The 14,249-nt window shown below is 62.8% G+C and carries 9 protein-coding genes and 1 pseudogene; 4 read left to right on the top strand and 6 right to left on the bottom strand.

Features of this window, described 5'->3' with window-relative positions:
- Positions 1-52: 52 nt before the first annotated feature.
- Entirely contained in the window at positions 53-577 is a 525-nt protein-coding gene (locus ACX17K_RS08410; protein WP_493774446.1) for a GNAT family N-acetyltransferase, read from the bottom strand.
- Between the two features lie 102 nt (positions 578-679).
- On the opposite strand from ACX17K_RS08410, the gene ACX17K_RS08405 reads away from it, so the two are divergent.
- The gene (locus ACX17K_RS08405) at positions 680-1,570 is read left to right on the top strand and encodes a LysR family transcriptional regulator (protein ID WP_493774445.1); all 891 of its coding nucleotides are present in this window, start codon (positions 680-682) and stop codon (positions 1,568-1,570) included.
- Between the two features lie 79 nt (positions 1,571-1,649).
- On the opposite strand, the gene ACX17K_RS08400 is transcribed toward ACX17K_RS08405, so the two are convergent.
- The gene (locus ACX17K_RS08400) at positions 1,650-3,887 is read right to left on the bottom strand and encodes an NADP-dependent isocitrate dehydrogenase (RefSeq protein WP_493774444.1); all 2,238 of its coding nucleotides are present in this window, start codon (positions 3,885-3,887) and stop codon (positions 1,650-1,652) included.
- A gap of 339 nt (positions 3,888-4,226) precedes the next feature.
- Here ACX17K_RS08400 and ACX17K_RS08395 point away from each other — a divergent pair.
- A pseudogene (locus ACX17K_RS08395) lies at positions 4,227-4,745 on the top strand (pseudouridine synthase); the annotation flags it as partial.
- A 330-nt stretch (positions 4,746-5,075) separates the two neighbouring features.
- Here the strand turns inward: ACX17K_RS08395 and ACX17K_RS08390 are convergent.
- Both ACX17K_RS08390 and mutS read right to left on the bottom strand, forming a co-directional pair.
- Positions 5,076-5,501 carry a hypothetical protein gene (locus ACX17K_RS08390; RefSeq protein ID WP_231151144.1) on the bottom strand — a complete coding sequence of 142 codons (426 nt, stop codon included), beginning with the start codon at positions 5,499-5,501 and terminating at the stop codon, positions 5,076-5,078.
- A 65-nt stretch (positions 5,502-5,566) separates the two neighbouring features.
- Positions 5,567-8,107, bottom strand: a complete 2,541-nt coding sequence (gene mutS, locus ACX17K_RS08385) for a DNA mismatch repair protein MutS (RefSeq protein WP_493774443.1) — start codon at positions 8,105-8,107, stop codon at positions 5,567-5,569.
- Between the two features lie 286 nt (positions 8,108-8,393).
- Between mutS and ACX17K_RS08380 the strand changes: the two genes are divergently transcribed.
- Positions 8,394-9,167 carry a hypothetical protein gene (locus ACX17K_RS08380; RefSeq protein WP_493774442.1) on the top strand — a complete coding sequence of 258 codons (774 nt, stop codon included), beginning with the start codon at positions 8,394-8,396 and terminating at the stop codon, positions 9,165-9,167.
- A gap of 105 nt (positions 9,168-9,272) precedes the next feature.
- Positions 9,273-10,541 (top strand): glycerate kinase type-2 family protein, encoded by a 1,269-nt coding sequence (locus ACX17K_RS08375; protein WP_493774441.1) that lies wholly within the window; start codon positions 9,273-9,275, stop codon positions 10,539-10,541.
- A gap of 45 nt (positions 10,542-10,586) precedes the next feature.
- On the opposite strand, the gene ACX17K_RS08370 is transcribed toward ACX17K_RS08375, so the two are convergent.
- The gene (locus ACX17K_RS08370; RefSeq protein WP_493774440.1) at positions 10,587-12,602 is read right to left on the bottom strand and encodes a methyl-accepting chemotaxis protein; all 2,016 of its coding nucleotides are present in this window, start codon (positions 12,600-12,602) and stop codon (positions 10,587-10,589) included.
- 180 nt (positions 12,603-12,782) lie between these two features.
- Entirely contained in the window at positions 12,783-14,189 is a 1,407-nt protein-coding gene (gene hemN, locus ACX17K_RS08365) for an oxygen-independent coproporphyrinogen III oxidase (protein ID WP_493774439.1), read from the bottom strand.
- Positions 14,190-14,249 lie beyond the last annotated feature (60 nt).

Here is a 14,249-nt window from a genome sequence, read left to right as displayed (position 1 = left end):
CAAGGCATATTTCAAAGCCCGCCTCAGGCGGGCTTTTCATTTTCATGGCGGCCTACTTGGCCGTCGCGCGCGAAATATAGACCAATGACGCCGGCGCGGCGTGGATGTCGCGCAGGCTGCCGTGATGGCTGAAGCCGGACCGAAGCAGCACTCGGATCGAAGGCAGATTGGCTGGGCGGACCTTGGCGAACACGGCAGGCGCGGCCAGGGCCTCGAACGCGCATCGCAGCGCTTGCCGGGCCATTTCGCTGGCCAACCCCTTTCCCCAGGCCGGAGGCGCGAAGCGATAGCCCAAATTCAGCCTGTCTTGCCCGCCGTAGTCGCCGTAGCTGAGGCCGCCGAAACCGATGATCCGGCCAGGCTCCTCCCGGCAGGCTACTGACCAGCGGCCGAAACCATGGCGTTTCCATTCCTCCGTCCATCCAGCCAGCGCCACGCGGGCATGTTCGATGGAGGGATGGGGGCCGTGCGGATTGTAACGGTTGGTTTCGGGGTCGCCGAAGATCGCGTACAGCGCTTCGGCATCGCCGGGGCTGACGGCGCGCAACAACAGGCGTTCGGTCTGGATATGCCGCATGTGTTTCTCATCTTTTTCCGTCGATTGGTAGTGAGTCCATTGTCGGAGGCGAAGAGCTATCATGTAACGCGTTGGCTGAAATATTTGCCATGGATTTTTATTATGTCTGTGAGTCTGGATGATCTTGAGTTGCTGTTGGACGTGGCGGCATTGGGCAGTTTCAGCCAGGCGGCGGCGCGAAGAGGCTGGTCGCAGCCACAAGCCAGCCAGCGCGTCGCCCTGCTGGAGACGCGGCTGGGGGTGAAGTTGTTCAGCCGGCACCGCCGCGGCGCGGAGCCTACCGCGGCCTGCATGGCGTTTTTGCCCGCGGCGCGAGCGGCACTGGACGCGCTGGCCGAGGGGCGGGAGCGTTTGGCCGGGGCGGAGGGGTTGCCTAGGGTGCGGGTGGCCTGCCTGCCTTCTTTGGCCGGCGTGGTGTTCGGCCCGCTGTTGGCGAGGCTGGCCGAGGCGCCGCTGGAAATCCGCTGCGATACCGATCATTCGCCTCAAATCCTGCAGCTGTTGCTGGGCGGGGAGCTGGATATCGGTTTTGTGTTGCAAGGTCCCGCTGTTTCCGGATTGGAGCTGGAAGCGTTGTGCGATTCGCCGATTGTCGCGGTGGCGGCTCCTTCCCACCCGCTGGCGGGGGAGCGGCGGGAACTGCCGCTTGGCAGATTGGCGGAATATCCGCTGGCGCCGCAGAACTGGGGAGACGGCGCCGAGGAACTGGTTCGTCGCCTGAGGCGGCTGCGCGCGCCGGGCAGGCCCATCCATCTGCCGCAACCGGCCTCGGCCGCGCGCGATCTGGCCCTCTGGCATGGTTATGTGGCCTTTGTGCCTCGTCTGGCGGTTCGGCAGGAGCTGGAGTGGGGCGCGCTGCGGGAATTGCCGTTGCTGGAGCCGGAGCTGGGCCGTTGGCGGCTGATGATGGCTTGGCGCGGCGGCAAGCGGCCGGATGCGGCGAAGACGATGACGCTGGAGGCGGCGCGGGCGCTGGCCGGCGATTGGCGTTGATTGGCGGAGCCACGCGCGGCGCGCAGGGGCATGAAAAAAGCCCCCGGCAACCGGGGGCTTGTGGTCTGCTGGCCAGGTTTTAGGCCTGCACGGAGGAGATCGCCGCGTTGAAGGTGGCGCTGGGACGCATCACTGCGCTGCACTTGGCGGCGTCCGGCAGGTAGTAGCCGCCGATATCGGCCGCTTTGCCCTGCACGGCCTTCAGTTCGGCCAGAATCTTCTGCTCGTTGTCGGCCAGTTGCTTGGCGACGGGCGCGAAGCGGGCTTGCAGCTCCTTGTCGTCGGTCTGCGCGGCCAGCGCCTGGGCCCAGTACATGGACAGGTAGAACTGGCTGCCGCGGTTGTCCAGCTCGCCGGTGCGGCGGGACGGGGACTTGTTCTCGTCCAGCAGCTTGCCGGTGGCCAAGTCCAGCGTCTTGGCCAGCACCTTGGCCTTGCCGTTGCCGGTCTTGATGCCCAGGTCTTCCAGCGACACCGCCAGCGCCAGGAATTCGCCCAGGCTGTCCCAACGCAGGTGGTTTTCCTCCAGCAGCTGCTGCACGTGCTTAGGGGCCGAACCGCCGGCGCCGGTCTCGTACATGCCGCCGCCGGCCATCAGAGGCACGATGGACAGCATCTTGGCCGAGGTGCCCAGCTCCATGATCGGGAACAGGTCGGTCAGGTAGTCGCGCAGAATGTTGCCGGTGACGGAGATGGTGTCCAGGCCGCGGGCCACGCGCTCCAGCGTGAAGCGCATCGCGCGCACCTGGGACATGATGTGGATGTCCAGGCTGTTGGTGTCGTGATCCTTCAGGTAGGCGTGCACCTTCTTGATCAGCTCGTTCTCGTGCGGGCGGTACGGGTCCAGCCAGAACACCGCCGGCATGCCGGAATTGCGGGCGCGGGTCACGGCCAGCTTGACCCAGTCGCGGATCGGCGCGTCTTTCACCTGGCACATGCGCCAGATGTCGCCGGCTTCCACGTTCTGGCTCAGCAGCACTTCGCCGGTGGCGAGGTCGACGATGTTGGCGACGCCGTCTTCCTTGATTTCAAAGGTCTTGTCGTGCGAGCCGTATTCCTCGGCCTTTTGCGCCATCAGGCCGACGTTCGGCACGGTGCCCATGGTGCGCGGGTCGAAGTTGCCGTGCCATTTGCAGAAGTTGATCATCTCCTGGTAAATGCGGGCGAAGGTCGATTCCGGCATCACGGCCTTGGCGTCGTACGGTTTGCCGTCGGCGCCCCACATCTTGCCGCCGGTGCGGATCATCGCCGGCATCGACGCGTCGACGATGATGTCGTTCGGCGAGTGGAAGTTGGTGATGCCCTTGGCGGAATCCACCATCGCCAGGCGCGGACGGTGTTCCTGGCAGGCGTGCAGGTCGCGGATGATTTCTTCGCGCTTGGAGGCCGGCAGGGTTTCAATCTTTTCGTACAGCGTGGCCATGCCGTTGTTGACGTTGACGCCCAGCTCGTCGAACAGCTTGCCGTGCTTCTCGAACGCGTCCTTGTAGTAGATCTTGACGCAGTGGCCGAACACGATGGGGTGGGACACCTTCATCATGGTGGCCTTCACGTGCAGCGAGAACAGGATGCCAGCCTCGCGGCAGTCTTCCATCTCGCGCTCGTAGAAGTCGCACAGCGCCTTCTTGCTCATGAACATCGAGTCGATGATCTCGCCGGCCTGCAGCGCGACCTTGGGCTTCAGCACCACGGTCTGGCCGCTCTTGGCCACCAGCTCCATCTTGACTTCGCGCGCCTTGTCCAGCGTGATGGACTTTTCGCCGTGGTAGAAGTCGCCGTGGTGCATGTGGGAGACGTGGGTCTGCGACCACTGTTTCCATTCGCCCATCGAGTGCGGATGTTTTTTGGCGTAGTTCTTCACCGCCAGCGGCGCGCGGCGGTCGGAGTTGCCTTCGCGCAGCACCGGGTTCACCGCCGAGCCCAGACACTTGGAGTAGCGGTCCTTGATCGCCTTTTCGGCGTCGTTGGCCGGATTTTCCGGGTAGTCCGGAACATTGTAGCCCTTGGACTGCAGTTCCTTGACGCAGGCGGCCAGCTGGGCCACCGAAGCGCTGATATTGGGCAGCTTGATGATGTTGGCTTCCGGCTGCAGCGTCAGCTTGCCGAGTTCGGCCAGGGTGTTCGGAACCTTCTGTTCGTCGGTCAGATAGTCGGGGAATTCGGCCAGCACGCGCGAGGCCACGGAGATGTCGGCGGTGTCTACCTGAACGCCGGCCGAGCCCGCGAAAGCCTGGACGATGGGCAGGAAAGAACTGGTGGCCAGCGCCGGCGCTTCGTCGGTGAGGGTGTAGATGATTTTCGATTGTTCTGCTGGCATTACTCTATCTCCATGTTGATCTTGTGACGACAGAACGATTGCGCGAAGAGTTCATCGCTCGGACGACGTCCCGGGGAACATCGGAGCGGGCGGCCCGGCCTGATGCGGGCATCTGGCGGCTCTTGGGCAATTTTCAAAAGCGAATTATACCTCTTCTCACAGGCTTGGTTGGCGACGCAACTGAAACTTTTATGCCTGATAACTGGTGGCGGGACGTTCGGATGCGAATAAAACGCTTGTTCGAACTGCCGGATGGCGGCGCATGGCGCACAATATCGATCACGGCGCGGCGCGGGCTTGCTATCATTCGCCTACCTTATGTTTCCTCGCGTTGTCCGCATGCCCCAGCTCATCCTGCTCAACAAGCCCTATGGCGTGATTTGCCAGTTCTCCGAACATCCTACCCACCCGACGCTGAAATCTTGCGTAGCCCAGTCCGGGGTCTATCCGGCCGGCCGGCTCGATACCGACAGCGAGGGGCTGCTGCTGCTGACCGGCGACGGCGCGCTGCAGCACCGCATCGCGGACCCGCGCTGGAAGCTGCCCAAGACTTATTGGGTGCAGGTGGAGGGCGAGCCTGGCGACAAGCAGCTGGAAATGCTGCGCCGGGGCGTGGACCTGGGCGATTTCGTCACGCAGCCGGCCCAGGTGAGGCGCATCGACAGTCCGGAGCTGTGGCCGCGCAATCCGCCGGTGCGTTTTCGCAAGACGGTGCCCGACTGCTGGCTGGAAATCATCATCAGCGAAGGCAAGAACCGCCAGGTGAGAAGGATGACGGCCAAGGCGGGGCTGCCGACGCTGCGCCTGGTGCGGGTGGCGATCGGCCCGTGGAAGCTGGATGGATTGCAGCCGGGCGAGGCGCGCGCGATCGAGGTTTCGCTTCAGGATTTGCCGCGGGCGCAGTCAGCCGGCCGCGTCGGCAAGCCCCGGACCAACGCGCCTCAGGCGCCGAGTCCAGCCAAGACGGGAAAAAAACCGGCCTTCCGTTTCGCGCGCGGCAAGAAACCCTAAGCCGCCGGGGCGGTGTTTTGGCGGGAATGGCGATTGGCGCAGGGGAGCCTGCGCGGCGCGGACCGAGATTGCCGTGTTTGCCGGGCTGAAATGCGGAGCGGGAAAGCTTTCGCTTTCCCGCTGGGGTGTTGCGGCGCCGATGCCGCGCGCCGATTTATTGGGTCACGGACCAAACAGCTAGTGGTTATGATGATCCTCGAAATAAGCGATCGGACCCGCGCTGGTTAGGCCAATATGGAAGTTCGAGCTTTCCGAGAACACCTCGCCGGCGCTTTCGGCAGCCCGTACGAATTCGAACAGCACTTCAACTTCCTTGAACTTGCGCGCCAGGATCAGATTGCCGTCCAGCCAATTGTGGATCTCGTCCGAATGCGGGTGCTGGTTTTCCAGCGAGAGCTGGAAGCCTTCACCGCTGATCAGACTGATGGCCGGCGGCATGCTGATGTCGAACTGGCTCAGTTCCTTTTGCGCCAGCTCCGCGAAGCTGGATAGTTCGTGGTTGGCCTTTTCCCGGATATCGGAAAGGGCAATGGACCCGTCGTCCCCGATGTGGCCAAGCAGCTGGCTCAGGCTGGGGATGGCGGAAACGGTTTCAAACGACATCACTTGCTCCTCTTCTGAACGTTACCATCTAGTAATAATAGGAAACGATTCCTGGAGTGAGCTGGTCAATTGGCCAGTTTTTTGAGTTCGAACAGCAGATCCAGCGCCTGGCGCGGGCTCAACTCATTGGGATCAATCTCGTGTAGACGGTCCACTGCCGGATTAAGTTCCGGTTCGGGGGCCGGCGCCGGCGCGGCGAACAGATCCGGCTGCACGCGGGCGGCGGACTGGTTCTCCAGGTCGGCGAGATGGCGGCGGGCATCGCGGATCACCTTGCCCGGCACGCCGGCCAGCTGCGCCACCGCCAGGCCGTAGCTTTGGCTGGCCGGGCCGTCCTCCACGTGGTGCAGGAACACGATGCGGTCCTTGTGCTCCACCGCCGACAGGTGCACGTTGGCCACCGCCGGGTATTCGCCGGCCAGCGTGGTCAGCTCGAAATAGTGGGTGGCGAACAGCGTGTAGGCGCGGTTCTTTTCGATCAGCGCGCGGGCGATGGCCCAGGCCAGCGCCAGGCCATCAAAAGTGGACGTCCCGCGGCCCACCTCGTCCATCAGCACCAGCGAGTGCTCGCTGGCGTTGTTGAGGATGTTGGCGGTTTCGGTCATTTCCACCATGAAGGTGGAGCGGCCGCCGGCCAGGTCGTCGCTGGCGCCGATGCGGGTGAAGATGCGGTCGATCGGACCGATCACCGCAGAGTCGGCCGGCACGAAGCTGCCGACGTGGGCCAACAGCGTGATCAGCGCGTTTTGCCGCATATAGGTCGATTTACCGCCCATGTTCGGGCCGGTAATCAGCAACAGCTTGCGTTCGGCCGACAGCTTGGTGTCGTTGGCGATGAAGCGCTCCACCTCGGCCTCCACCACCGGGTGGCGGCCGGCGACGATGTCGAGCTTGGGTTCCGGCACGAATCGCGGCTCGGCGTAGCTGCCGATGGCGGCGCGCTGGGCGAAAGCCGACAGCACGTCCAGGGCGGCGACGGCCTGGGCGATCAGCTTCAGCTCGGCGATGTGAGGGGCCAACTCGTCCAGCAGCGTCTCGTACAGCTGTTTTTCCAGCGCCAGCGCGCGGTCCTGCGCGGTCAGCGCCTTGTCTTCGAACTCTTTCAATTCCGGCGTGATGTAGCGCTCGGCGTTCTTCAGGGTCTGGCGGCGGCGGTAGTCGTCCGGCACCTTGTCCGACTGCGCCTTGGATACCTCGATGTAAAAGCCGTGCACGCGGTTGAATTCCACCTTCAGCGTGGTGATGCCGGTGCGCTCCTTCTCGCGCGCCTCCAGTTTCAGCAGGAAGTCGCCGCAATCGGTCTGGATGGCGCGCAGTTCGTCCAGCGTCGGGCTGAAGCCATCGTTGATCACGCCGCCGTCGCGCAGGAAGGTGGCCGGCTCCGGCAGAATGGCGTCGGCCAGCATCTTTTGCACCGGCGAATCGACCGGCAGCACGCCGGCGAGCTCATTCAGCAGCTCGGAGTCCAGCGAGGCCGCCAGCGTCTTGACGCCGGCCAGCGCGGTCAGCGAGTCGCGCAGCGCCGACAGGTCGCGCGGGCGGGCGGAGCGCAGCGCCACCCGCGAGGTGATGCGTTCGATGTCGGACACCTGGTCCAGCTCGGCATGCACGTCCTGATAACGCGCCAGCAGCGCGCGCACCGCGCCGTGGCGGCGGGCCAGCTTGCCGTGGTTGCGCATCGGATGGTGCAGCCAGTGGCCGAGCAGGCGGCTGCCCATGCTGGTGGCGCAGGTGTCGAGCAGGGACGCCAGCGTCGGCGAGGCTTCGCCGCGTATGGTTTCGGTCAGCTCCAGGTTGCGGCGGGTGGCGGCGTCCATGCGGATCAGCTCGCCGGCTTCTTCCACCGACAGCGCGGCGATGTGGGCCGGATTCACGCCCTGCGTCGATTTGACGTATTCCAGCAAGGCGCCGGCCGCGCCGACGGCCACCGGCAGCGTGTCGGCGCCGAAACCGGCCAGGTCGCGAGTGCCGAAGTGGCGGGTCAGCGCCAGCTTGGATGATTCGATGTCGAACTGCCACGGCGGCAGCTTTTTCTTCGGCATCGAGATGCCTTCAAAGGCGGCGAGGCCGGTGTCGTCCGGGATCACCAGCTCGGCCGGCTTCAGCCGCTCCAGTTCGCTGGACAGATCTTCCACATCGGCCTGCATCACCTTGAACTCGCCGCTGGCGAGCGACAGCCAGGCCAGGCCCAGCACGCCTTTCACCATATTGACCGCCAGCACCAAGTTGTCGCGCTTGTCGTCGAGCAGCGCGGCGTCGGTCAGCGTGCCCGGCGTGACGATGCGCACCACCTTGCGCTCCACCGGGCCTTTGGCCAGCGCCGGGTCGCCGATCTGCTCGGCGATGGCCACCGATTCGCCCATCTTCACCAGCCGCGCCAGATAGCCTTCGGCGGCGTGGTAGGGAATGCCGGCCATCTTGATCGGCACGCCGGCGCTGGCGCCGCGCGCGGTCAGCGTGATGTCCAGCAAGCGCGCCGCTTTTTCCGCATCCTCGTAGAACAGCTCGTAGAAGTCGCCCATGCGGTAGAACAGCAGCTTGTCTGCGTGGTCTCGCTTCAGGGAGAAATATTGGGCCATCATCGGGGTGTGCTGGGGCGTGCTCATCGGGTGTCGGGCTCTGCTCTTGGTCTGTCTGGGAAAATGCGTAACGCCCCGGTGAGGGCGGGGCGTTGGAATCGCCGCCATTCTAACGCGCGGCGGCGGGGGTGTCAGCATTGGCTGTTTGGACAGATTCCTTGTGTTTGGATAAGTACTGAGATGAGGGTAATGTAGCTGCTATATTTTTGCTAACTTTGGTTTCTAATGCTGAGAGCTGGACTCCCATGAAGTGTGCGTTGATTATGTTATAGTCGGATTTGTGGAGTAAATTTAATTTTCGTGGGGTGAGTTTGTGCGTTTTCTTAAGTTTGTTTTTGGCATGGCTCGTGGAGTGTACAGGGTGGTTGGTACAATTTTTTACCTTGCTCGAGAGGGTAGTCCAATTGTATTTATAGCGGTTATGTTTGTGCTGGGCGTGCTTAGTTTTATTTATTTGAATGCCGTATTGATGAGATGGATTGGAGATCTTGTTTTTGTGCATGTGGAGGGAGATTTTCAACATATTTCCCCTTATGGTTTGGCGTATATGATACCCATGGGTATTCCGGCGACATGCTGCAGTATTCTCGCGCTTAGTTATATAAGTGATTTTCGTAAGAATCGGTCCAAGCTAAAAGCCCGTAGAATAAATCAGGATCGATTGGGTCAAAATCGCAGGTTGGCTAAGAAATCGAAGAAAAAGAAAGCAAGAGAGAGTATTGCATCGGAGCAGCTTCCGGCAGCGCCGAGATTTGGCAAAGAAGAACGCTTGTTGTGCAAGCAGATTGCATGCTGCGGAGTGGCGGCCTTTGTAGTTTGTATGCCAGGAATGCGTAGCTACACTATATTGGCAAAGGATGGGGTGCATCAGCAAATATGGTATAAGCTTGATGAGAATGTTGTACCTTACTCAGATTTACGGGAGTTGGTGAGGGTTGAGCATCAGAATAGCCGAGCTAAGTTGCACGACAGTAGGCTGACTTATCTGAAAAATGGTTGGCTGGAGACGATGGAGATATCCTCTTACACTCAAAGCGCGCTTAAGGTTTTAAAAGAGCGCTCTAAAATTGAGTATATTGATAGGTAGTGGGTAGCTCTGGTTTTGGAGGCGCGGGGTTCTAGGTGTCTGGCAAACGATTATAGATGCTATTTGCTATGATATTAATAGCCAAATCGTTGATGGAGGAATGATATGTCGATTGAGGGGGTTTCTCATGGGAAGTTGTTGCGGCTTTTGTTTGGCCATGCCGTTGAGACCGCTCAGCCAAAACGGATATTAGACTTCCTTCCTCCCGTTCCCAAAGGCCGTACCGTGGTCATCGGCGCCGGCAAGGCCGCGGCGGAGATGGCGCGGGTGCTGGAGCAGGCTTGGCCAGGCGAGCTGTCCGGCGTGGTGGTGACGCGTTATGGCCATGCGGCGCCGACTGAGCGGATCACGGTGCTGGAGGCCTCGCACCCGGTTCCGGACCCGGCCGGTTGCGTGGCGGCCGAACGCATTCTGCAGGCTGTTCAAGGGCTGAGCGAAGACGATCTGGTGATCTGCCTGTTGTCCGGCGGGGGGTCAGCCTTGCTGACCTTGCCGGCCGATGGCGTCAGTCTGGCGGACAAGCAGGAGGTCAGCCGGCAATTGCTGGCCTGCGGCGCCGGCATCGATGAAATGAACGCGGTGCGCAAGCATCTGTCGGCGATCAAGGGCGGACGGCTGGCGCTGGCCTGCGCGCCGGCCAAACTGGTGACGCTGGCGATCTCGGACGTGGTGGGCGACGATCCGGCGGTGATCGCCTCCGGCCCGACCGCGGCGGACCCAAGCACCTATGCAGACGCCCGCGCGGTAGTCGCCAAATATGGTTTGACCTTGCCGCCCGCCGCAGCAGCATTGCTGGCGGCGGAGCCGGACGAGACTCCCAAGCCCGGCGACGTCAGGCTGGCGCATGCCGAATACCGGCTGATCGCGACGCCGCAGCTGGCCTTGCGGGCGGCGGCGGCCGAGGCGGAGCGGCTGGGGCTGAACGTGCTGTTGCTGGGCGACAGCATCGAAGGCGAGGCGCGCGAGGCGGCCAAGGTCCACGCCGGCATCGCGCGCCAGATCGCCGCGCACGGCTCGCCGGTGGCCAGGCCGGCGCTGATCCTGTCCGGCGGCGAGACCACGGTGACGTTGAAGGGCAAGGGCAGGGGCGGGCGCAACAGCGAGTTTCTGCTGGCGCTGGCCATCGCGCTGAACGGCTTGCCGGGCGTATACGCGCTGGCGGCCGACACCGACGGCATAGACGGCAGCGAGGACAACGCCGGCGCGCTGATGGCGCCGGACACGCTGGCGCGCGCGGCGGCGTTGGGCGTGGATGCCGGCGCGCGGCTGGCGGACAACGACGGCTACGGTTTTTTCGCCGCGCTGGATGATCTCTTGATCACTGGCCCGACGCATACCAACGTCAACGATTTTCGCGCGATTCTGCTGTTGTAAGCCTGTCTGAGCCGTGTGAGGCGGGGAAATCGCGCGAGCAGGCGCTCAGACCGTGAAGCGCCCGGCCAGGCTCACCAGCCGCTGGGCAATCGCCTGCAGCTCGCCCGCCGTTTCCGCGCTGTCCCGGACCGCCATGCTGTTCTGTTCCGACATCTTCGACACGTGTTCCACGTTCTGCGCCAGCGCCTGGCTGGCGTGGCTCTGCTCGCGCAGCGAGGACGTGATCTGATGGATGCTGTCCAGCACGTCGTCCACGCAGTGGCGGATATTGTCCATGCTGCTGCCGGCTTCGCGCGCGCGCTGTTGGCCGTCCATGATGGATTTCATGCCCAGCTGCATGCTGTCGTTGCCCTTCTGCACCGTGTTCTGGATCTGGCTGACGATATTGCTGATCTCGGTGGTGGACAGCGCGGTGCGTTCCGCCAGCTTTCTCACTTCATCGGCCACCACGGCGAAACCGCGGCCCATCTCGCCGGCGCGCGCGGCCTCGATCGCCGCGTTCAGCGCCAGCAGATTGGTCTGGTCGGCCACGTCGCGGATCACGTCGACGATGCCGGCGATGGATTCGGATTGCTTGCCCAGATCGGCGATGGTGTTGGAGACGGATGACACGTCGCGCACGATGCCGTCCATGCTGCTGGCGGTGGCGGCGATCACCTGGTTGCCGTCCGACGAGCGGCTGGCGGCGTCGGTGGACAGACGGTTGGCTTGCTCTGACTGTTCCGCGCATACCGACAGGCTGGTGCTCAGCTGCTCTATCGCCGCGGCCATGCTGGAGGCGGCCTCGCTCTGCTGGGCGCTGCCGGCGGTGATGCTCTGCGCGCTGTGCGCCATCGCGTCGGCGGCTAGATTGACCTCGCGCGAGGTGTCCAGCAACTGGGCCACGGTCTCGCGCAGCTGGTTGCGCATCTGGCGGATCGCCGCCAGCAGGCTGAGGTCGTCCCGGTCGCGCAGATGGATGCGGGTGTCCAGCCGGCCCGCCGCCAGCTGTTCCACCACCTGCTGCACGTAAAGCGGCTCTCCGCCCAGTTGCAGCGTGATGGACAGGTAGAGCTGGTGGAACAGGAAGATGGCCAGCAGCATGGACGCGACGCCGATGGCGATATAGGTGTTGCGCTGGCTGGCGGTGCGATCTATCCGCGCCTGCAGCAGCTGGTCCAGCTGTTTCAGGCCGGCGGCGATGTAGGAGGACACCGCTTCGGCGCCGGCGGCGCTGTGGCCCGCCACTTTCAGGCCGGCGGCGCCGGTCTTGCCGCCGACCGCGTCGTCTATCGCCGGCAGCTGGCTTTTGAGCGCCGCGGCCAGCTTGTCCGCCTGGGCCGACATGTCCGGCTTCAGGCCGGCGTTGTAGGCCACAGCCTTGGCGATATCGCTGGCCAGGCCGTCATTGACCTCGGCGATCAGCGGCCGCAGCTCCACCAGGCGGTCGCGCTGGGCGGGATCGAGCGGATGGTTGGCCTCGGCCAGCGAGGCGATGGCGTTGGCCTCGCCCAGATGGCTGATCAACGTGGTCAGCTTGGCGGTGGCGGCGTCCATCAGATAATAAGTGTCGATGTCCGGGTCCAGCGTCAGGTTGGAGTTGTCGCTGACGACGCCGATCAGATTGTTCAGCTTGTCGCTGAGATTGCCGTAGGCGGCTATCCACTGCGAGGGCTGGGCGGACTGGGTGGCTTTCAGTTTGTCCCAGGCGGCGGCGGCGTCCTTCCATGCGGCGTCGCTGGCCAGTTCCGGGCCGAGCCGGCCGTTGGCGTCCTGCAGCGCCTGCCATTTGCCTTGCAACTGCTGGACGGCGGCGGGAAAGTCGTTTCTGGCCTGAGTCTCGCCCAGCGCCGCGCGCACCGCCAGCTCCTGGCCCTGCTGCGCCTGGATCAACATCGCGGTCAGCGGCTGCATGTAGGCGACGCCCACCTTTTCCTTGGCGGTGGATTCGATATTGTCCTGGTTGCTGCGGTACAGGCCGTAGACCAGATACAGCAGCGCCGCGGCGAACAGCACGCCGATCACGGCGAAGCGTTGCGGATAGCTCAGACGCTGCATCAGCCTGACGATGGGTGTGGACATGGCGCGGCTCCTTGTGAAAGCGGGTTGCCGCGCCATTCTGTTGCCCGGCACGCTTGCATACCCTTTGTATAAGTGATTTTGCTTATCTCACAGGGAAAAATATCCGCTACTGGCTTTACTGGCAGTTCCGTTCGGAACGGAATGGCGCGCCGGGGCGGTCCCGGCGCGGGGAGGGGGATTTCAGATGGTTTTCGAGTAGCGGGCGCGGGTTTCGCGTTCGCGCAGATGGCGGTCGAAGATCATCGCGATATTGCGGATCAGGAAGCGGCCCTGGGGCTCCACCATCAGGAAGTCGCCGTCGAAGGACAGCAGACCCTGTTGCTGGAATTCGCGTATCTGTGGCATTTCCGCCTCAAAATAACGGGCGAAATTGATGCCGTGGATTTCTTCTATGGCCTCCACCGACAGCGCGAAGCGGCACATCAGGCTCTGGATGATGGTGCGTCGCAATATGTCGTCGTTGTCCAGCGTCAGCCCGCGCACCACCGGCAGCCGGCCCTGGTCCAGCGCCGCGTAATAGCCATCCAGCGTCTTGTCGTTCTGGCTGTAACAGGAGCCCACCTTGCCGATGGAGGAGACGCCGAAAGCCAGCATGTCGCAGTCGGCGTGGGTGGAGTAGCCCTGGAAATTGCGCTGCAGCCGGCCCTGGCGCAGGGCGATGGCCAGCTCGTCGTCCGGCTTGGCGAAGTGGTCCATGCCGATGAACACGTAGCCGGCGTCGGTCAGCGTCTTCACCGCGTCCTGCAGGATGTCCAGCTTGACCGCGGCCGGCGGCAGATCCGCCTCGTTGATGCGTCTTTGCGGCATGAACACGCTGGGCAGGTGGGCGTAGTTGTACAGTGACAGCCGATCCGGATCCAGCGCCAGCGCCTTCTGCAGCGTGTCGCGCATGGTTTCCCGGCTCTGCAGCGGCAGGCCGTAGATCAGGTCCAGGCTGACCGATTTGAACCCGCCCTCCCGCGCAGCTTCGATCACCGCGCGGGTTTCCTCTTCGGTCTGTACCCGGTTCACCGCTCGCTGCACCGCCGGATCGAAATCCTGTATGCCCACGCTGACGCGATTGAAACCATATCCTGCCAATTTCAGCATGGTTTCACGTTTTACCTTGCGCGGATCAATCTCTATGGAATATTCTCCGTCGCTCAGGAATTCAAAGTGGGTTCCGAGCATGCCCATCAGCCTTTCCAGCTGGGCATCGGACAGGAAAGTGGGCGTGCCGCCGCCAAAGTGCAGTTGTATCACTTTTTCCCGGATGCCCAGTTCCGCGGACACCAGGCGGATTTCCTTCTCCAGATAGTCCAGATACTGGTCCGCCTTGCCGCTATCCTTGGTGATGATCTTGTTGCAGGCGCAGTAATAACAGATGGTGTTGCAAAAAGGTATATGAGCGTACAATGATAGAGGTCTGCGGTTGGCGCCGATCTGGCGCTGACGCAGTTTGTCCAGATAGTCTTGCGTCGAGAAATTAGACGTAAAACGATCTGCCGTCGGGTAGGATGTGTATCTAGGCCCCGCGCCATCCAGCCTCTCGATCAACTCGCGATCGAAGACAAAATGGGCGGGAGAGAAGGGGTGGGTAGTTTTCATGTCGTATTCGGATGGTAAAACTTCTGGAGGACTGGTAAATTTGCGAAAAATTAGTGAATT

The sequence above is a fragment of the Chromobacterium sp. INPA-IVC genome, from assembly GCF_059047085.1.
The sequence above is the reverse complement of the archived record's forward strand: the minus strand, read 5'-3'. Positions and strand labels throughout refer to the sequence as shown.